The sequence below is a fragment of the Paenibacillus vini genome (assembly GCF_018403325.1).
GTDB lineage: Bacteria > Bacillota > Bacilli > Paenibacillales > Paenibacillaceae > Fontibacillus > Fontibacillus vini.
The window spans coordinates 152,432-172,115 of the sequence record NZ_BOSL01000012.1 but is presented as its reverse complement, the minus strand read 5'-3'; the positions used below and the strand labels follow the sequence as shown (position 1 = coordinate 172,115).

The window sequence follows — 19,684 nt, the reverse complement described above, 5'->3', positions numbered from 1 at the left end:
ACGTGTTACTCACCCGTCCGCCGCTAACCATCAGGAGTGCAAGCACTCCATCAAGTCCGCTCGACTTGCATGTATTAGGCACGCCGCCAGCGTTCGTCCTGAGCCAGGATCAAACTCTCCAATAAAGTGTTTGACTTGCTCATTTTGAAACTGACGAGAAAAATTAATTTCTCTATTTAATACTCACTCGTTGTTCAGTTTTCAAAGATCAACTTCATTCATTTCGTCGTTGTCATTGTTTCAGCAGCGACCTTTATAATATACCATGTTTGCCTCGTTTAAGTCAAGAACTTTTTTTTCAAGTTTTTCGATCGTGTGATCGGCGACTTGTTTTATCAGCACCTTGTCTTTCAGGGGCGAGATCTAATTTATCACAGAATGAACTTAGCAGTCAACCACTTTTGCACAAAATTAAAATGGGAAAATATTGCACTCGGTTACACTCAAGCCCAGTACCGGATTTCGCGAGTCTCGCCCCATCTATCCCCCGTAAGAGACGTTGTTTGTTTAACCAGAGATCTGTAGACCAATTTCCTAATGACCATTGGCAGTTCTTCCTTAACATGAGCCATTTCAGGTAAAGCTATTAATTCCTGAATACTCCAGGCCTCTTTCCGGCTCCTCAAAGCTCTCAACAGCACGGAACAGCAATCCTCCATCCGGGACATGACAAAGAATTCGCAGGCGAGCAACACCAATTCAATTCGCTGTTCTAAAGTTTCCTTACTATCCGCAAGCTCGTCGAATAATTTATAAGCCACCGTATTTAACGAACGGAGCTGATCCCAAACACTGCTCTCCGGAACGATTCCTTGATCGATCAACTCAATGCGCGCATAATGCTTGAGCGTTTGCAGCACGGAGTAGTATGCGTCCATAAAGTCCTTTTCTTGGGCGTACTGCTTAGCCTCTACGTAAGTACGGAGGAACCCGGCAAACTCCTTCAGCTTCCGCCGCTCTCTCATACTGTCCCCGAAACCGGTCAGTTCGTTACGCAGTCTGGCCACCTCTCCACCCACATCCCAAATAACTTCTCCATGCAGGAAGCACTTTACGATTTCTCGGTTTTCACCGGCAACTACCCACTGTTTCAAATTTTCTTTTCCAATGTAACGCATTTGGTATTGAATGCTTCCGCTTATACAATGCTCTATCCTAAGGTCAGTAATGGCGGCTTCGTCGCAAATCACCAGCACAAGAAGCTCGAAGTCATGCAAAAGCGAACCGTTAAAAGAGTTTCCGGCATGACGATAACCGACCGCTCCAATCGCCTGATGACTGCTCTTCTCTTTATTCGTAAATGAAAAAAAGGTTGGCTCCACGTTACCCTCCTGCCTTGGCGTATTTCTGCCAATTCGTTATAATATAGTTCTACGCTTCCATGAAGTTTCCTTCTTCCATTTTTCATAGAATAAATTTTAGAATTGAGGTATATCCGACATGTTCTTCAAATCCAGTAAAATCAATGAGTTTCGATTATGGGGCTTGCTGCTGACGATGGCAGGAATGGGTCTGATGGTACTCGGCACAGCGGGAATTGTCTTCTGGGGCCAATCCGGAAAAGTGGTAGCCGGAGTAGGACTGGTAATTGGACTCGTTGCGATGATGGCCAGTCTAGCGATCTATTTCTGGGCCGGCATGCTGTCGACCTCCGCCGTCCAGCTGGAGTGCCCCGAATGCCGCAAGCTGACGAAGATGCTGGGCAAAACGGACCGTTGCATGTTCTGCAAGACGATTTTGACGCTGGATCCAACGCATGCCACAATTACGGCCGAAGAAGTGGAAGAGCAGAATGCTGCAGCAAAAAGTTAAACCGAACCAAATCGTCCGGCGTTTCACGCCAAATAAAAAACGGAAGCACAAGTTCTCCTTGTGCTTCCGTTTTTTTGTTCATTTATTTAGAAATCTCCTTCAGTACTTCCCATGCCTGCTCGGAGGCAAATCCGCGCGTCCATGTGGCGACACCTGCTAAACCGAGACTCTGGGCCAGATCGACCCTGCGGGTCAGCGACTCAGCATCCTCCAGCCAAATCCGGTTCAGAGCGCCGTCCTCCTTATATTCCACGTAATTCTGGCCGGTTTCTTCCGAAAGCTTCGGACTGAGTTTCTTTTCTTTAATAATGTCCTGTGCTTTTTTCATGCCGATGGCCTTGGATTTAACTTCGACTTGTCCATCCTTCTCCGTTTCGGTCCACACCCGCGTGTATAACGGGATCCCAAGAATCAACTGGTCAGGGGATACATCATCCTCTTCCAAAATCCGGGTGACGGAAGACCGCACCCATGGCAGTGAAGCAACGGAACCTGAAACAGGGCTCGCAGCCCAGTGTTCGTCATAGGCCATCAAAATAATATAGTCGACGCTTTCACTAAGCGCCCTGCGGTCCAGGAAGGCCGACCACATTTCGCTGTTTGATTTCGGCGTTACGTCGATGGATACCACCAACCCGTATTCCATGGCAAGCGGTCTTAATTCCCTCATAAACTGGGTCAGATTCGGCCCGTCTTTTGTATGGACATTCTCATAATCGATATTGATGCCATCCAGATCATAGAGCTGAGCATAGTGAAGCATCTGCAAAATAGTAGTCATCCGATTTTCGAAGCTCGACAACGCCTCAGTGGTCAATTCGGGCTCGAAGCTGTTGCTGAACAATCCCCATACCTGCATCCCCTGCCCGTGCGCCCACTTAACGTAAGCAGGATCGGCCTTGCTTTTGACATTGCCTTTACCGTCTATCAAAGAAAACCAGGTCGGGCTGACCACGTTGACACCGGGGAGCTTTCCAATGGAGGAAGGCTTAGGCGCAACCTGATAAACTGCCTCCCAAGTCATATTAATCGCTTTGGAATGCCATTTCTCCTTCGCAGGCGATAGTACGGGCTCAAGCTCCGGAACAACTCTGTTCTCTCCCGCAACCGTATCCTTTTGTTTTACAAAACCCGTATATCCGTTATAAAGCTGGACATGATACCAATCGTCCATCGTATCCAAAATACGCAGCTTCGTTCCCGGCTTCATATCCTCCAGGATCGGAGAATGAATGCTGCCGTCTTCACGCAGTGGAACGGTAAAGTCTTTTTTTCGCGAAGATTCCCTTACGCTGGCATGCTCCAGACTTTCTCCCGGCTTCATAAGAATTACAGAGCCCGAACCCGCGTCTTCATGGATTTCCATACCATAAAGCTCTTCGAGCAGATGAGCCGGCAGATACAGGACTCCATCCTTTTCCTCAGGCGCAAACCGCAAACTCACCGGCTTATTGTTGATTTTCCCTGTCTTCTCATCCGTTTTTAGCAATACCAGTTTCTTCGGGGTCGTCAAAATCACCGTCTGACTGTCCTGCTCATAGCGAATGTTGGGGTCAACAACTGACTGTACTATCGGAAGCGGCAATTTTAGTCCGTCTCCCTGACCGATCGCCGTTCCGTCCAAAATCTCTCCCTTTATAAAAACAGGTTTATCATAAGTGCCCTTCCACTCGGGATCAATATGCTCGCGGTTCGGTAAATATTGCGAAGAAAACCAGTACGCTCCGGCAACAATAACAATCAGCGCGAGCCACCATTTCCCGCGGCCCTTGCGCCTGTGTCTAGCATGTACCTCTCTTCTACTCATCGACAGCCATACCTCTCTCCTTAAAAATAAAAACGTGAAGAATTCCCGAAGGAATCCCGCACGTTTCCCACAACCCGCAGGTCATTTAAAATTATTGATTACGGCAGGTTTCACAAACTCCGTGCAGCTCCAAACGGTGTCCATGGACCACAAAACCGGTCATTTCCTCCGCTTTACGCTCTACATCGGATAAGGAAGGATATGAGAAATCCTTAATCTTGCCGCACATCTCGCAAACGATATGATAATGATCCGATACATCGGCATCAAAACGGCTGGAATTATCGCCGTAAGTCAGCTCCCGGACCATATTCGCTTCAATCAGCATTTTGAGATTGTTATATACCGTAGCCACGCTCATATTTGGGAAACGGGGCTCCAAGGCCCGGTAAATTTCATCCGCGGTCGGGTGTCCCATCGACTCCAAGAGATACGTTAGAATGGCATGGCGCTGCGGCGTAATGCGTACACCGTTGTTTTTCAACTGATCAAGCGCATGCTGTACGCGAGTAGCCATTATGTCCACCGCCTTAAAAATACAGATTAGAATCCTTACAATTTTCATTGTACTTTTATCATATTTCTTTTGTCAACGAACGAACAACCTGTACAAGGCCGGATTATTTACAATTTGTATGAATTCAGCTTTTGGTCACAATTAGATTGCTGTTGCCGTCAACCTTGATCTGATATTCCCCGCTGCCCAAAACACCCTTAATCTCTTTATTTTCCACGATAAAGGGCAGATCGGTAACAATATCGCCATAACCACTGGAACCTTCAAGCTTATAATCGCCCATGTCGGGAAGCTCCAATTGCATCTCGCCCACCGCGCTGTATACGCTCCAATCCCCGCCGATTTGATCCGCGGAAATTTGAATTTTCCCGTTAAGCGATTCGGCTTGCAATGCGGCCGGCGCGCCGTCGACTTTAATATTACCGTTCTTGGTGCTCGTTTTGATGTCTCCTTGCGCATTAACCAGGGAAATATCGCCGACCATCGTGGAAAGGGAAGCATTGCCGCTGATTCCTTTGGCCTTCAGGTTGCCGCCTTGGGTATCCACATTGACGTCGCCAAAGATCCGGTATAATTCCGCATCCCCGTTTAAAGTCTTGGCGGATACGTCACCGACTACATCCCACATCCGCAGATTCCCGTTACCCGTCTGCAGCTTGATCTGTTTCAGCGCTTGCACGCCAGTCAGGGTAATTCCGCCGCTGGAAGTACTGATATCGATATCCAAGAACCGGTTTTCCGGCAACACAACGGTTAAATTGACACGAGGGTGTCGTTTGCCCGAGGCTCCATAGGTCCGATCTTTTACCGTAACGGCCAGCGCTTTGCCTACCGACGTATCGATGGAGGTCTCCTCCGCAACCGGCTCGGCCTCTTCCATCGGAATCTGGTCGACCCATACGGTAGCCCGTATAATCACGCCTTCGACCTCTGCACGTCTGACCTCGATATTACCGTTTACGCCGTCGATTTTAATCTGTTCGGTATCCAGATCGATCGGAACCTCCAGAGCGGGCTTCTCCACATGAAAACCTTCCTCGCTGCTGAAATCCGATCCGGCCGCCGCCAGATCCAGACTGACCCGATTCCACAAGTGTAAATATTGCTCCTGCTGGGTTACGGCAAAGACCGACAATCCGATGCATACCGACAGCAGCAACCCCCTTAGATCCACACGCATCCGCCGCTCAGGCCGCAATGTATGTCGTCGGTTCCAGATCAGCACAATAATATGCTCTACTCCGCCCGCCACCAGAATAATCGGCCACCACTTCGGCAACAGCCAAATCAGATCATGTCCCGAAACCCGGTCAATTAGCAGCAAGATCCCGATTGCGATAATCAATGCGGAAGCTGTAAAGCGTCCGGTCCGGATAATATGTCGACGGCTCTCCCGCCAGATCAGTATCGCTCCCGTCAGTATGAGAGCTCCCGATACGGTGTATCCAGCGGACCAATGTATAAATCCTTCGAGCCAAGGCGGCTTCTGGCGAAACAGGAAAATAACAGCCCCACCGCATATCAGCAGGATGCCGGCTAATACGCCTTTTCGTGCCCCGGTGCCCGTTTGGGTCCCGTTGGCGTCAAATGAGGGTTCCGCTTCTTCCCCGGACGCCGACCGTTTAATCTTCGCATTGATCACATCGGTAGATTGCAAAACATCATAAATGCTATAAAAATAGATTATTGGAATGAGCAGGCCTAATAAGATCAAAAAAGGAACATTAATCCCGGATCGAACCGAAGAAAAATAAATTAGCGCAGAGGCATCCAGCAGGACGAAATAAATCAAAGCCGCGCCCTTCAAAAACATTTTCAGATAGAGATGGCCCAAGCCGGGGAAAACGGCTGCCAGCAGGCAAGCTATGAACTTACGCTTTCTCCTTCTTGGCCGGAAGCCTTTGGTCCGAGCTGCGAGCTGCAGGGCCCGTCTGCCCTGCAAATTCAGGGGTGTTTTCAGTTCCGCCATCTCCCTTCTCAGACTAGTAGAGTTTTTCACCATACTAATAGATTTTTCAATAGTATAATAATACCCCATTATTGATTACTTCGTAATGGAATGAACTGGACTCCGGCTCCATCGTCAACGAATAAACAAAAAACACACCTCATCTTAACCCGAAAGGTTAATCGAGGTGTGCCTGTTCTCTATGGCCGATGATAACGAAAAACCGTGAGGCCGGCGCCCGTGGATGAGGTGACACTCTCTCCGGGCAAGAAACCGAATTTCCGGTATAGGGAGACCGCCGGTACGTTAAGCGTTCCGGCGGTAACAACGAATGACCTGATATCGGGATGGTGATCGATCACATATTTCAGAAGCGAAGCCCCTATTCCCTGCCGCAAGTGATCCGGATGGATCATCAGCCGGCTAATCTCAAGGCAGGCCGGGGAGGCTGCCGGGGTTGTGACAATCGCCCCAAGCAGTTCCCCGTCCGCAGAAACCTCGCCGTAAAAATCCTCACCCACGCTGCTGCGCAGCGAATCGAATGTCTCAGGCAAAGGCGGGTATTCCTTCAAACCGATCGCAGCCGCCTCCAAACGGTAGGCTACATGCTGCAAACTCCACAACTGTTCCACCATATCATGGTCTTGTAGTGACAATCTTTCGATCATCCCTGTTTCCCCCTTGGGAAAACTTCTCCCATTTGTTTGAGATTAGTCCTTCAACACTTCAACCAACAGCTTGTTCGCAAGTCCCGGATTGGCTTTCCCTTTGCTCTGCTTCATAACCTGGCCGACCAGGAAGCCGATCGCCTTGTCTTTGCCTGCTTTATAATCCTGAACGGAGGCCGGGTTGTTCGCTACAACTTCCTTAACGATCGCCAAAATAGCACCCTCATCGCTAATTTGGACCAATCCCTGCTCCTCGACGATCTGCTGCGGAAGCTTCCCGCTTTGCAGCATTTCCTTGAAGACGGTCTTGGCAATCTTGGAACTGATTGTACCTTTTTCAATCAAGTTGATCATTTCGCCGAGGCCTTGTCCGGACAGTTTCACTTCCGCAAGCTCCAACCCGCTGCTGTTCAGATAACCGAGGAGGTCGCCCATAATCCAGTTGGATACGGCCTTCGCATCCTTGGTATAACCGAGGCTGCTTTCGAACAAATCAGCCAGCGGCTTGGAAGACGTAATTACGCCAGCATCATAGTCAGGAAGCCCATATTCCGAGGCGTACCGGGCTTTGCGCGCATCCGGCAATTCCGGAATAGACGCTCTGATCCGGTCCTTCCAATCTTGGTCGATATGGATCTTCACCAGATCGGGATCCGGGAAATAACGATAATCATGCGCTTCTTCTTTGCCGCGCATGGAGAACGTTTTGCCTTGGGCTTCGTCCCAACGGCGCGTTTCCTGAACGACCTGCCCGCCGTCGTCCAAAATCTCCGCCTGCCGGTATTGCTCATACTCCAATCCGCGCACTACGCCGCGGAAGGAGTTCATGTTCTTCAACTCGGCCCGGATACCGAATTCCTTCTGGCCCTGAGGACGAAGACTGATGTTAGCGTCACAGCGCATCGAGCCTTCTTCCATTTTCACGTCGGAAACATCGCAATACTGCATAATGGCCCGCAGCTTCTCAAGATAGGCCCGCGCCTCTTCCGGCGAAGAAAGATCCGGCTCGGACACGATTTCAACGAGCGGTGTTCCGACCCGATTGAAATCGACAAGGGAAGCATATCCGCCGTCGACGTGTGTCAACTTGCCAGCGTCTTCCTCCAAATGCAAACGGGTAATTCCGATTCGTTTCGTCACGCCGTCGACTTCAATGTCGATATAGCCGTTCTCTCCGATGGGCTGATCAAACTGCGAGATTTGATAAGCCTTCGGCGAATCGGGATAAAAGTAGTTTTTGCGGTCGAATTTGCTGACATCGCCGATTTCGCAATTCAGCGCCATGGCCGCCTTCATGGCGTAATCTACAGCCTGACGGTTAAGCACAGGCAGTACACCCGGATGTCCAAGACAAACCGGACAGGTATGACTGTTGGGAGGAGCGCCGAATTCCGTGGAACAGCCGCAGAAGATTTTCGTCTTCGTATGCAGCTCCACATGCACTTCCAACCCGATCACTGTTTCATATTTGGATGTTGACATGTTGACCCTCCTATATATGACTCATTACAACGCCGGGCGTTGTTTGTGATGGTCCGTTTGAGCTTCAAACGCATGAGCTACACGAAGCACGCTGCTCTCGTCGAACGCCTTGCCGATGATTTGCAGGCCGACCGGAAGTCCGTCCGCGAATCCGCAAGGAACGCTGATAGCCGGAACCCCTGCCAGGCTGACCGGAATCGTCAGAATATCGTTGAGATACATCGTCAGCGGATCATCAACCTGCGATCCCAATTGGAAAGCGGTCGTCGGCGCTGTAGGTCCGATAATGACGTCATATTTTTCGAATGTCTGGTCAAAATCGCGCTTAATCAGCGTACGAACCTTCTGAGCTTTTAAATAATACGCGTCATAATAACCGGAGCTAAGCGCGTACGTTCCCAGCATGATCCGGCGCTTCACTTCCGGGCCAAAGCCTTGGCTCCGTGATTCAAGATACAGGTCCAGCAGGTTGCCCGCATGGTCCGAGCGCACGCCGTAACGAACGCCGTCAAAACGCGACAAGTTAGAGGAAGCTTCCGAAGAAGCAAGCAGATAATAAGCCGCGACCGCATATTCCGTATGCGGCAAGGACACTTCTTCCCAGACAGCCCCCATGCCCTCAAGCACCTTCAGCGCTTCCATTACGGAAGCCTTCACTTGCGGATCGACGCCTTCCAGGTATTCCTTCGGCACCGCGATCCGCAGGCCTTTGATGTCCCCTGTTAAAGCTGCCAAATAATCCGGCACATCGACATTCGCAGACGTAGAGTCCTTATGATCATGGCCAGCGATGGCCTGCAGCACATAGGCGGAATCTTCGACGTTTTTCGTAATCGGTCCGATCTGATCCAACGAGGAAGCAAAGGCTACCAGACCGTAACGGGATACTAGACCGTAAGTCGGCTTCAAGCCTACGACGCCGCAATAGGAGGCCGGCTGACGGATGGAACCGCCCGTGTCGGAGCCCAGCGTAAAGTAGGCTTCTCCCGCGGCAACTGCTGCGGCCGAACCTCCGCTGGATCCGCCGGGAACGCGGTTTAAATCCCAAGGATTGCGCACCGGATGGAAACTGGAATTTTCATTGGAGCCGCCCATGGCGAATTCATCCATGTTCAGTTTGCCGATCGTCACGGCCTCCGCCTGCTTAAGCTTCGCTACCGCCGTCGCATCGTAAATGGGATCATAATTGCTTAAGAACTGGCTTGCGCACGTCGTCCGCAGCCCCTCGGTCACCATATTGTCCTTGATGCCCACCGGAAGGCCGAACAGCAAGCCGCGCGCCTCCCCTCCGGCCAGTTTATTGTCGAGTCTCGCCGCTTCCGCGCGAGCCCCTTCCTCATTCAGCGTCAAATAGGCGCCGACACGCTCATCCCGTTCTGAGATTTTGGCGAACGCCTCGCCGACTAAATCGGTGACAGACAACTCTTTCTTGCTGAGCCGATTATGTATTTCCTGCAATCGCAAATCAAACAGCGTCACAACCGCGTCCTCCTTTCAAATTGTGCAAAGTAATGATATTCCTCATTTATTCCAGTACAGCCGGCACTTTGAATTGTCCGTCCTCTTCATCCGGCGCATTCCGGAATACTTTCTCCTGCGGGAGACTCTCATGCACTACATCCTCGCGCATCACATTGCTGATATGCAGCACATGCGTCGTCGGCTCCACACCTTCCGTATCCAGCTCATTCAATTTTTCGGCATATTGTAAAATAGCGTTCAACTGCTCCGTGAACATTTCCCGCTCTTCGTCAGTCAAGTTCAACCGGGCCAGCTTGGCCACATGCTCGACGTCCTTCACCTGAATGCTCATTTTGCCCTTTCCTCCTTCGTTTCCCCTGAGGGACTTAACTTGTCCATTCTAACATGTCGATTCGGATGAATAAAATTATATTGTAGAATGGGATGGAGTTCAATCCATTAACGCGAAACAAGACGAAAGCCGCCGGATTCTACCTAGCCTCGCCCGTCTTGAAACAGCAAAAGGCCGCCGAATGAAATCGGCAGCCTTTTGCTTTGGGGTTAAGCTTAAGTTGTAGTATGTTCCGCATCATACTCGTCGGAGAGCTTCTTCAGCGAGTTGATTTTACCATGGGGGTGCTGCTCCTGCTTGCGGGCCTTCCAAGCTGCTTCTTTTCTGCGCTTTTGCTGGCTCATTTAAGGTAGCCTCCTCTGGAATTAACGTCATGTACTACAGTTATTAGATTGTTGATTATCGTAACGATTCATTCGCAGCAGCAAAAAAAAGAACCGGCATCGCCGGCTCTTTATATCCACGCTCGCAAGTTCACCTGCTTGATGAACTCCGCCTGAGACATTACTTCCTTTGTTGGTTCCTTCTGTTCGTCCGCATCATTCTCTTCGCCATTCAACACATGCAGAAACAGCTTTTCGTTGTGCGTTGCCAGAGCGTAATCGATGAGTGCCTCCTGAGTGGTCCGCTCCGCTTCATACTCCAGGAGCAGTTCCTCGGATTCCACATCGCTCGAAGGGACGTAATAATTACGTCCTGTCTTCGGAGCACGGATCACGTAATCAAACGCATTATCCGGATTACGGTCGTAAGCAATAACGTACCCATATTCCCCAACAGGAAGATTCTGCTCAAAGGCATCTCCGACGATTACGACTCTTTCTCCCAATTGCAGCATCGTCTACCTCCCTGATTAATTCAATAAGTTATTTTACTATCCTACTAAAAAAATCAGAGATGGGCAACATCAGGTTGATAGAGTTATTCCACCTTTATCCGCTTTACATCTTCCCCCATGGATGACAGTAAAGTTTCCATCGTGGCCCCTGCCCTAAATTTCACGGTAAGCGTAAGGACGATCTCCTCTTCCTGGCGGTCCGCCTCAAAGACAAGCACGGAAACACGATGCTCTTCCAAACGTTTCAGAATGCGTTCGATGGCACCTTGCTCCCTTTCCAGTACGATGACGATCTGTTCGGTTTTAGGGGAGGTCAGCCAGCTGATTCGGCCATGCAAAACGATCTGCCCCAGAAAAATCAGCAGCGTAACCCCGATGCCTATAAAATACAACCCGGCTCCGATGGCCATCCCGATTCCCGCCGTTGCCCAGATGCCCGCGGCCGTGGTCAAGCCTTTGATCGTATGCTTTTGCATAAATATCATGCCCGCGCCCAGAAAACTGACTCCACTAACCACCCCGGCCGCGATTCTTGACGGATCCAGAGACAGGTTGTCCCAGCCGATCTGATCCTGAAAGCCGTATTTGGAAATGATGATCATCAACGCGGCGCCAACCGCAACGACATAGTGGGTTCTTACGCCCGCTTCCTTCATCCTGTTCTTTCGTTCCAAACCGATAATCACGCCGCATACGCCCGCAATGAGGATTCTCAATAACAGTTCATATTCCATTTCCAAGCCCCCGATCAATCAAGAATAGCGATATTACTATCTTAACAAAACCGGGGAAAGGAATGAAATCAAGCGTTCAATCCGAAACGCCCTGCCGACGTAGACTCCAGGAAGATGCAGAGATAAACAAAACAGATAACAGCAGCGTAACCGCAACCGGTACGACAGAGTTCTCCGTGGCCTGCGGCTCGGCCAGATGTCCGGCGGCTACCGTCAATAAATGCGCAGGACTCCAAGCCAGCCAAGTTGGAACGAGACCATGTGCCACCGACAGAAGCCCTATCACCAGCAGAGACACTACCGCAGCCGCACTGCCTCGAAGCAGCGTGCTGCATAGAAGCGTGAGCGATACAGCGAATGAAAACCAGATCACGTACAGCCCGCCCGCCGCCAAAGCCTCCCGCCAAGGCACGGTCCCCTGTAACAGCGAAGTATAATACCAGGCCGATCCGTAGCTGAGAACAAATGAAATCACGACCAGACTGAAATACCCCGCCCATTTGGCGATGATAAACTGGGCTGATTTGACCGGACGAACCAAAACCAATGCCGCCGTTCCTCCGTAAAGTTCACCCGCCACCAAGTTCATCCCGGCTATGACGATCAACAATAACCCGATCAGGCTGTATTGACTGAGTACTTGAATCATCACTTCAGACGGCCCCGGAACCGGGAAACTGTCCACCAGTTCGGCGGGAATCTGTCCTGACATCTGAAGCAGCTCGGGCAGATAATAAGAGCTCAACGGTTGCGTAACTCCCAGCAGCACAAAGACGACCGGGATCCACAGGAGTTTGTAATTGCGCAGCATCTCCAACATTTCCTTGCGGTATATCAGTAAGGTTACCTTCATGAGCTGACCACCTTCATAAACATTTCTTCCAGGGAAGTCGCTCCGGCTTCGAAGCGAAGCAGCGGCATGACCTGATTTCCGGCTTCCTGGAGAATGACTTCCCGTGCGGTTCCCATATCCGAAACGGTAAGTAAAGCTGTGTCTCCCCGCAGCTCCAGCTCTTTGACAAAGCTCCTCTGCCGAAATGATTGCAGCCAGGCGAGCGCTCGTCCTTCCGGATCTCTCTCCACTTGAATTGTCAGCAATGGCTGCCGGTACTTGGATGACAGCTCGCTAATATTACCCTGCTCAACGATTTCCCCGTTTCTGAGCATAATAATCCGGTCGCAAACCTCCTCGGCGTCGTGAAGCACATGTGTCGATAACAGGATCGTCGTCTCTTGACGCAGCTGCTGCAGCAAATCCATCACTTCACGCCGGCCCAACGGATCAAGGGCGGATACCGGTTCATCCAACAGCAACAGCCGGGGACGGTGCACCAAGGCCTGAGCCAAACCAAGCCTCTGCTTCATTCCCCCGGAATAGCCTGAAATACGCCGCCTTGCCGCGTCTTTAAGCCCGACCTTTTCCAGAATCATGTCCGCTTCAGCCGAGGCCTGCTTTCCGTTCATTCCACTCAGCCCCGCTGCATAAACCACATACTCTTTACCCGTCATCCAGCCGTAAAAAGAAGGATGCTGCGGCAAATAACCGATTTGATTGCGCGAAGCGATCTCCGAAGTTCCCTTTCCGTCGATCGCTACACTCCCCGAAGTAGGGGACAGCAGCCCCGCTAGCATACGAAGCGTCGTCGTTTTGCCCGCTCCGTTCGGGCCGAGCAATGCGGTACAGCCGCCTTCCTCCAGTTCAAAAGAGATCCCCTTCACTGCCGTGCGGGTACCGAATTTCTTGATTAATTGAGTAACACTTAGTCTGCTCATCCCCGCTCCCTCCGGCCGACAGCAAAGTAGACAATACTTCCGATGATATTTCCAAAGAGAATGATGATAACCCAGACCCATTTAGGACCTCTCACCGACTCGGGTTCCGCTTTGGCCAAGGAGATTAAGCCGATCAACGCAAGAATCAACTGTAAAATAACGACGGGTAAAATGAGACCCCATTGAATTTGAATATCCATTCTTTTTCCTCATTTCTTATGCAAAGTGCGATTCAGATCCTCAAACCGGCGGCTTGCCGCCTTTTTTCGTTCTGCGGTACTCCGGTAACACCACGACGAGCAAATATACCAGCAGAGGGGTTGGAAAATTGATCAAGCCCCAGATCCCCCAAAACCATGCCGACATGCCTTTCCCACGCTTACGCGCGTTCTGGAATATCCACATCCCTTGCGCAAGCAGCAGCATAGCCACCAAAATCCATATCCACAGAGGCAGTTGTTCAGAATTCATGCCGTTTTCCCTTCCTCGAAAAAACGGTCACGGCGACAACGCCGACGGCCACGGCTAACCCAAGCCCTTGAACAATCGCGTAGACATAGGGGTAGCTGTACACAAACAAACATCCACCTATCACGGTCAGCGCAATCAGCAAGAACAGAAGGTTTTCCCTTTTTTCTGTCCGCTTCTTTTCCCTCCATACCGCTTGAATTCTTTGTTCCCATGCTGAGGGCGGGAGATCCAAGCTAGGCGGAACCAACTTGTCCATCCGGTTCCATTCTCCGGACAACTCCTGAATAAGCCGTGTTTCGAACTCGTCATCGATTTCCTTATCTCTCATGCCGTACAGCCTCCTTCCTTAATTCGGTCAATCCGCAGGATACTCGGGATTTAGCCGTGCCGGCAGGTATGCCTAATAGCGTCCCGATTTCATCATAGGTATATCCGTAATAATGCTTGAGCAAGATAGCGATCCGTTGATCGGCTGGCAATCGTGACATGAGATCCAGCAGATCGGTCCAATCCTCTTGCTGACTCTCATAATTCCAGCGCAGTCTCCTGGCGTTTTCCTCCTGTTTCATCCAGCTGTTCTCCCGTTTTTTTCGACGGGTCTTGTCGATAAACAGGCGGGTAGCGATCGTAATCAGCCAAGAGGAAAATAAAGATGATCCATCGTAGCGCCCTATGTTCTCCATGCACCGTATCATCGTATCCTGAGCCAGGTCCTCCGCCATTTTGGGGTCCATCGATACTTTGACCAAATATTTAAACACAAAAGAATAATGCTCATGAATCAGCGATGCGAGGGCTGCGGAATCTCCTCTTTGAGCTTGTTGAATCAGCGCCCTTTCCCTTTCCTGTGACATTTCACACCCCTTTTGCTTCCGTTAAACATATGTAATACGACTGAGACTAGGGAATCGTTCAGAGCAAAATAAAAATAATAAAAAAAGACCGCCCTGATCGGCGATCTCCTTCATTCTATTGACCCATACATAAAAAAGAACGCAAACCGGGATGATTCCGCAGCTTGCGTGCTTCGCAAAGGTTACAAATATTTAATGACTTGATTTTAGCAAAGTGAAGCGTTGTTGTCCAGCATTTTTGCACTTTTTGTGCAAAAATTTGTTGTAAAAGCACTTTATACGTCAGGATAGCGTCAGGACACGTAAGGATTGTTCGCTTTTTCGTAGCCGATGGTAGTTTTAGGCCCGTGGCCCGGATACACTTTCGTATCATCTGGAAACCGGAAAAGCGTTCCTCTGATCGAATTATACAGGTCCACCTCACGGCCACCGGGAAGATCGGTACGCCCAACGCCCATTTTGAACAGGCAATCGCCCGAGAACAGATCACTGCCGCACAGAAAACTCACGCCGCCCGGCGAATGGCCCGGCGTATGATAGACCGTGAATTCATGACCAATCAGGGAGAGCTTCTGTCCCTGAGCCAAATCGAATTCGGCGGGATCCGTGACGACCGGTCCTGTTACGTCAGGCCACATTAGTGAGCCGTTCAATTTCGGCGTCGTCAGCCACTCGCTTTCCAACGGATGAAGATATACGGGACAGCCCTTCAGCTTGCGGATTTCATCCACGCTTCCGATATGATCGAAGTGGGCATGGGTCAGCAAAATCGCTTCGATCTCCAGTCCCTCAATCTTACGAAGCAGCGGTCCCGGATTCGACCCCGGATCTATAATCACAGCACGGTTCTCATCTTCCCCCCGCAGCAGGTAAGCATTGGTCTGAAGCGGTCCCAGGGAGAAACTCTCTATCTTTAGCATGGCGTCCTACATTCCGGAGATCAGTGTGCGAAGTTCGGTAACCACCGATTTCTTTACCCCGGCTCCTTCCTCATATTTTTCAGCCATCCGTTTCCGGACGACTCCGATTTTTTCTTCGTAATCCGAGGCTTCACGGTCCGGATTGTCTTGTTTGAATTCAACCATCAAGGCCTGTACATGCGCAGGACGCGGACCCCATTGCCCCAGCACATGCCCGCCCGTATCCGCGAAAATGATGATCGGAACGGAACGGCCACCCATCGTCAAAAAGTGATCCATCAGATCCTGATGATCTTCCAGAATCAGCACTTCCGTCTTTAAGCCCGATACTTCAAGCGCCCGAAAAACGACCGGCACGCTGCGCACGACATCGCCGCACCAATCGGCAGCCAGAATCAAAACGCGAATATCATCGCGGAAATTCAAGCTTTCAAAAAATTCGCGATCCTCATCGCTTACCCAAGCAAAGTTCTCATATCCTTGCGAGAAAGCCTCCTTGTTCCGCTCCATCCCCTCCATAAATTGACGGGGAGTTATTCCTTTACCGAATTTGTAAGCTACGTTTACGCTCATTTAGGCATCTCCTTTCTTTCTGGAAGAACCAAACCATTTCACAAGCACGTACACAATCAACAAGGCCAGGGCGACAAGAAGAATCGGCATAATATACGGACCTGCTTTTTCATCGATATGCTCCCAGTTCTCGCCGAGCAGCATGCCCAAGTATACGAAAAGTATGGACCAGGGAATGACCGCTAACGTGGTCAACATCAGGAATTTACCCACCGGCATTTTGGCCATCCCTGCGGGTATGGAGATCGCATGTCTGGCAACCGGGATGAACCGGGCCGTAAAAATTACGCCGGGGCCGTATTTCAGGAACCATGCCTCGGAAACATCGATATGTTTTTTTTGAATCAAAATATATTTGCCGAAACGCTCCAATATAGGCCGTCCGCCATATCTTCCGATCCAGTAAATAAACAGCTGGGCAATCACCCCGCCGACGACGCCGAAGAACACGGCGCCCACAAAATTGATATGTCCCCCATGAACGAGATATCCTCCGTAAGCAAGCACGATCTCACTTGGAATGACCTCGATCATAAGGCCGAGCATAATGCCGAAATACCCCAATTGCTGAATCCACTCGAATAATGTTGCAACTACACTAGAAATCCACTCCACCGCGAAGTCCTCTCTCCCTAAACGTATTAAGCATATTAAGCACGTTCAAAAACCTCTATTCTCCAGTCTATTCTATCATAGCCGGGGACATGCATTCTACTTTGGATAGAGTGACTGGTGTCCCGCCTTGCGCCCTGAGCATATGTTGGGAGAAAGGAGGCAGTCACATGAATAACAAGCCCGGAAAGCACGCTTCTCCGCTCCCTACGCCGCGTAAAATCCGCCGCGGATGCAGCAAAGAGCTGTATCGGACAGTTAAGCGGCTCGGTGTGTACATCCCCGAGGAACGGATCCGAGAAGGAGAAGAGCTCTATTACAAAAAAGTGATCGGCAATCTTATGTGGATTGCTGAACACACCAGCAACCGAAAGGTGCTCGCCGACTGGTGGGATGAAGCGGTCAGCGCCGAGCTGGCCGAGCTATGGCAGGTTGACCGCGAAACGCTCTCCCGCGCTTTCCGAAGCGCATTCGGCGGATAAAAGATAGCGGAAGTACTGAGGGTATAATCAGGGAACAGTCGGCTGGGCCGCCCGGCAATGATCGGTTAGTCCATACCAAGCGGGTTGCCGATGAAGCGATGGCCGAATTCAAGCTTCGATGCCGGGCAGGTCTATACCGCTTCTAAATCAAACCTCTTAAAAGCGATCCGAAAGGCTCTCCGCTGGCTCTGGAAAATATGAACTTGGAACGCCCCCACGCGCCTCCAGCAATATCGCCAGGGAAACCGCCTCACGGGTTAGGCGGAAATCACGGTCATCGCGGCCCTCCCGAGCTCGTTCGGCCAGCAGGACATAGCTGCGGTAAGCCTTTATGCCTTCGGCTGCGGCCAGGCGGGACTGTTCCGTCCTGCCGTCCGCGTCCAGCCTGTCAACCAGCAGGCTGATTCCCCGCAGCGCGGCCGTCTGCACAGCACGGCTGTACCGGTCCAGTTCCGCGGCCCGGCGGAGATGAGTCAGAGCCGCGGGGTCGCCCTGCTTCGCGAGGGACAAACCGAGCGCAAGCTCCAAGCCGGGATGGCCTCGTTCATAGGCCATTCCGCGGCGAAGCACTTCGGCCGCCTCGGCCGGAGGCAAGACGGCAGCCAGGGCCAGGCGGGCTTGCGCCCGCGCAGGAGCCAAGGCGACAGCCCGCTCCAGCAGCCGGACCGCCTCGGCCGGACGGGCGGCTTCGGAGGCTGACGCAGCCAGGCGCTGCATGCGCAGGCTTTCCGCTTGACGCAGTCCGCTGATGCCGCCGGCCAGCAGAACCAGCGCTAGGAAGGCCATCATCACCGCACGGAGGCGGGCCTGGGCGGCATGCGAACGAACAAGAGAAGGGACGAGGACAAGCCCCGGGCGATTGGATCGGAATAGCTTGGGATCACACGAAGGCCGCTCCGACGAACTGTTCGCCCTCCATGCCTCCAGCCACAAGATCAGCAGCCAAAAGAACCCGTAGCTCATATCAAAATCAATGGCGCTGTGCAGCAAAAGCACACAAAGGGCCGGCAGGAGGCGCCGGTTAGATCGGTATAAGGCAGCGGCGATGACGCCTAGCCAGCAGAGCATAACCGCAAGGCCGACGATGCCCAGATCCAGCGCGAAATCGAGGTAGCCGCTGTGCACTTCGCTGCCCACGTAAGGGCGGCTCTGGATGCTGCGGAACATCGTCCGCCAGACATCCCCTCCTAGCCCGAACCAGGGGGCTTCGCGCAGCATCCGCAGGGCGTCGGCGTACAGCTCGCCGCGCGCGAACAGCGTGGCGGCGCGGGTGAGCCGCCACGGCAGGCCGCCGGCAGCCGCCAGCACGGCGCCGGCCGCAAGCGCCGCGGCGCCCAGCAGCGCTGCCGCCGCGTGGCGCCGGTGCCGCCGGTGCCGTGGCACGGCGCGGCGGTGGCCCGCGCGCTGCCCGCGGGCGCGCTCCGGCGTCGCGGCGCGTGCCGCCAGCCCGGACAGCGCGATCGCGGCCGCCAGTACGGCGGCCAGCGACAGCAGTCCGGGCAGCGCCGGCGGCGCCAGCTGCGCGGCGGCGAGCTGGGCGGCGAGCAGCGCGCCCGCTCCCGCGGCCACGCCGGACTGCAGCGCATAGCGCAGCCGTTCACGGCCGCGCAGCAGCAGGCAGCCCGCCGCCCAACCGGCGGCTGCGGCGGCCAGCGCGCCGCGCGATTCCGACAGCAGCAGGCAAAGGGCGAAGACCGGCGCCAGAACGCCGGTCCAGTAACCCCGCCAGCCTGCTGCCCGTGTAAAGGCCGCGCCGGGCAAGCGGGCCAAGGCGGTCAGCCGCTCCAGCATCGCGGCAGCCATGACAGCACCGAACGTGTTCGGGTACTGTAATAGACCGCCCAGCCTGGCCCCTGCCGCCGCCAGTTCGCGATCTTCTGTGCGCAGGATCGCGCCAGGCAGCGATAGCCCCCCGTAGACGGCGGCCAGCGAGGTAACGGCAAGCCCGCCGGTAAGGAGCAGCCAGCCTCTCTCCATAAAACGCCCGCTCCCTGTTAGTGTGCCGAAGCTTTTCAGCGCGATCCCAAAGCAACCATAAAACAGCCAGCATAGAACCGACATCATTGTCGCCTGATAAGACACCGGATGATTCAACAATCGGACAGAGTAAAGCAAAGCGATCACAAAAGGACCGGATACCAGCCCTAATTCCCAGATTGAATTCCTTTCCCTCGTTGGAAATGGTAATGGAGATGGCAAAGGCGACGATAAGGGCAGCGACTCCTTGTATCCAAGCGTTCCGGAGATCCTATATCCTGTTGCTGCCCCTGCCGCTATTGCTCCTGCTATAAGCCAAAGTGAAACCAGTAGAAGTATGTGGATGGAATCAACAAAGAACATTCCGCCGGTAGCGCAAACAACGATAGACGTAATCAAAATA

23 protein-coding genes and 1 rRNA gene are annotated in these 19,684 nt (G+C 52.3%); 2 read left to right on the top strand and 22 right to left on the bottom strand.

Annotation, left to right across the window (positions count from 1 at the left end; all coding sequences use genetic code 11):
- Positions 1-125 (bottom strand): 16S ribosomal RNA (locus KJS57_RS18060); the annotation flags it as partial.
- A gap of 318 nt (positions 126-443) precedes the next feature.
- On the bottom strand, positions 444-1,322 hold the full coding sequence (locus KJS57_RS18055; protein WP_213655865.1) for a nucleotidyltransferase-like protein: 879 nt from the start codon (positions 1,320-1,322) through the stop codon (positions 444-446).
- A 118-nt stretch (positions 1,323-1,440) separates the two neighbouring features.
- On the opposite strand from KJS57_RS18055, the gene KJS57_RS18050 reads away from it, so the two are divergent.
- The gene (locus KJS57_RS18050; RefSeq protein WP_211026125.1) at positions 1,441-1,812 is read left to right on the top strand and encodes a YgzB family protein; all 372 of its coding nucleotides are present in this window, start codon (positions 1,441-1,443) and stop codon (positions 1,810-1,812) included.
- A gap of 82 nt (positions 1,813-1,894) precedes the next feature.
- On the opposite strand, the gene KJS57_RS18045 is transcribed toward KJS57_RS18050, so the two are convergent.
- The 19 genes from KJS57_RS18045 to uptA all read right to left on the bottom strand — a co-directional run bounded on the left by KJS57_RS18045 (position 1,895) and on the right by uptA (position 16,825).
- Positions 1,895-3,619 (bottom strand): glycosyl hydrolase family 18 protein, encoded by a 1,725-nt coding sequence (locus KJS57_RS18045; protein WP_213655864.1) that lies wholly within the window; start codon positions 3,617-3,619, stop codon positions 1,895-1,897.
- A 91-nt stretch (positions 3,620-3,710) separates the two neighbouring features.
- Positions 3,711-4,136: a Fur family transcriptional regulator gene (locus tag KJS57_RS18040; protein ID WP_211026121.1), complete on the bottom strand. Its 426-nt coding sequence runs from the start codon at positions 4,134-4,136 to the stop codon at positions 3,711-3,713.
- Between the two features lie 124 nt (positions 4,137-4,260).
- Positions 4,261-6,105, bottom strand: coding sequence for a DUF4097 family beta strand repeat-containing protein (locus tag KJS57_RS18035; protein ID WP_213655863.1), 1,845 nt, complete (start codon positions 6,103-6,105; stop codon positions 4,261-4,263).
- A gap of 179 nt (positions 6,106-6,284) precedes the next feature.
- The gene (locus KJS57_RS18030; protein WP_213655862.1) at positions 6,285-6,752 is read right to left on the bottom strand and encodes a GNAT family N-acetyltransferase; all 468 of its coding nucleotides are present in this window, start codon (positions 6,750-6,752) and stop codon (positions 6,285-6,287) included.
- Positions 6,753-6,794: 42 nt separating this feature from the next.
- On the bottom strand, positions 6,795-8,234 hold the full coding sequence (gene gatB, locus KJS57_RS18025; protein ID WP_211026115.1) for an Asp-tRNA(Asn)/Glu-tRNA(Gln) amidotransferase subunit GatB: 1,440 nt from the start codon (positions 8,232-8,234) through the stop codon (positions 6,795-6,797).
- 24 nt (positions 8,235-8,258) lie between these two features.
- Positions 8,259-9,713: an Asp-tRNA(Asn)/Glu-tRNA(Gln) amidotransferase subunit GatA gene (gene gatA, locus KJS57_RS18020; RefSeq protein ID WP_213655861.1), complete on the bottom strand. Its 1,455-nt coding sequence runs from the start codon at positions 9,711-9,713 to the stop codon at positions 8,259-8,261.
- A gap of 46 nt (positions 9,714-9,759) precedes the next feature.
- On the bottom strand, positions 9,760-10,047 hold the full coding sequence (gatC, locus tag KJS57_RS18015) for an Asp-tRNA(Asn)/Glu-tRNA(Gln) amidotransferase subunit GatC (protein WP_211026111.1): 288 nt from the start codon (positions 10,045-10,047) through the stop codon (positions 9,760-9,762).
- 215 nt (positions 10,048-10,262) lie between these two features.
- Positions 10,263-10,391, bottom strand: a complete 129-nt coding sequence (locus tag KJS57_RS26530; protein ID WP_244861613.1) for a DUF6254 family protein — start codon at positions 10,389-10,391, stop codon at positions 10,263-10,265.
- A gap of 110 nt (positions 10,392-10,501) precedes the next feature.
- Positions 10,502-10,885: an ATPase gene (locus tag KJS57_RS18010; protein ID WP_211026109.1), complete on the bottom strand. Its 384-nt coding sequence runs from the start codon at positions 10,883-10,885 to the stop codon at positions 10,502-10,504.
- Between the two features lie 83 nt (positions 10,886-10,968).
- Positions 10,969-11,619 (bottom strand): MgtC/SapB family protein, encoded by a 651-nt coding sequence (locus KJS57_RS18005; protein ID WP_211026107.1) that lies wholly within the window; start codon positions 11,617-11,619, stop codon positions 10,969-10,971.
- 76 nt (positions 11,620-11,695) lie between these two features.
- Positions 11,696-12,472, bottom strand: coding sequence for an ABC transporter permease (locus KJS57_RS18000; protein WP_211026105.1), 777 nt, complete (start codon positions 12,470-12,472; stop codon positions 11,696-11,698).
- Complete coding sequence (locus tag KJS57_RS17995; RefSeq protein WP_213655860.1) at positions 12,469-13,392, bottom strand: ABC transporter ATP-binding protein; 924 nt, start codon at positions 13,390-13,392, stop codon at positions 12,469-12,471. The genes KJS57_RS18000 and KJS57_RS17995 overlap by 4 nt, the downstream gene beginning before the upstream one ends.
- A complete protein-coding gene (locus tag KJS57_RS17990; protein ID WP_247682072.1) occupies positions 13,389-13,592 on the bottom strand; it encodes a PLDc N-terminal domain-containing protein in 204 nt (67 codons plus the stop codon). Before KJS57_RS17990 ends, KJS57_RS17995 begins: the two co-directional genes overlap by 4 nt.
- A gap of 40 nt (positions 13,593-13,632) precedes the next feature.
- A complete protein-coding gene (locus KJS57_RS17985; protein WP_213655859.1) occupies positions 13,633-13,863 on the bottom strand; it encodes a hypothetical protein in 231 nt (76 codons plus the stop codon).
- On the bottom strand, positions 13,853-14,191 hold the full coding sequence (locus KJS57_RS17980) for a YxlC family protein (protein WP_213655858.1): 339 nt from the start codon (positions 14,189-14,191) through the stop codon (positions 13,853-13,855). The genes KJS57_RS17985 and KJS57_RS17980 overlap by 11 nt, the downstream gene beginning before the upstream one ends.
- Positions 14,181-14,717 carry an RNA polymerase sigma factor SigY gene (gene sigY / locus KJS57_RS17975; protein WP_213655857.1) on the bottom strand — a complete coding sequence of 179 codons (537 nt, stop codon included), beginning with the start codon at positions 14,715-14,717 and terminating at the stop codon, positions 14,181-14,183. The genes KJS57_RS17980 and sigY overlap by 11 nt, the downstream gene beginning before the upstream one ends.
- Positions 14,718-15,010: 293 nt before the next feature.
- The gene (locus KJS57_RS17970) at positions 15,011-15,637 is read right to left on the bottom strand and encodes an MBL fold metallo-hydrolase (RefSeq protein WP_211026094.1); all 627 of its coding nucleotides are present in this window, start codon (positions 15,635-15,637) and stop codon (positions 15,011-15,013) included.
- Between the two features lie 6 nt (positions 15,638-15,643).
- The gene (locus tag KJS57_RS17965; RefSeq protein ID WP_213655856.1) at positions 15,644-16,210 is read right to left on the bottom strand and encodes a thioredoxin family protein; all 567 of its coding nucleotides are present in this window, start codon (positions 16,208-16,210) and stop codon (positions 15,644-15,646) included.
- On the bottom strand, positions 16,211-16,825 hold the full coding sequence (gene uptA / locus KJS57_RS17960) for an undecaprenyl phosphate transporter UptA (RefSeq protein ID WP_211026090.1): 615 nt from the start codon (positions 16,823-16,825) through the stop codon (positions 16,211-16,213).
- A gap of 167 nt (positions 16,826-16,992) precedes the next feature.
- Here uptA and KJS57_RS17955 point away from each other — a divergent pair, with 167 nt between their 5' ends.
- A complete protein-coding gene (locus KJS57_RS17955; RefSeq protein WP_213655855.1) occupies positions 16,993-17,304 on the top strand; it encodes a dehydrogenase in 312 nt (103 codons plus the stop codon).
- A gap of 156 nt (positions 17,305-17,460) precedes the next feature.
- Here the strand turns inward: KJS57_RS17955 and KJS57_RS17950 are convergent, their stop codons facing one another.
- Complete coding sequence (locus tag KJS57_RS17950; protein ID WP_213655854.1) at positions 17,461-19,281, bottom strand: O-antigen ligase family protein; 1,821 nt, start codon at positions 19,279-19,281, stop codon at positions 17,461-17,463.
- Positions 19,282-19,684 lie beyond the last annotated feature (403 nt).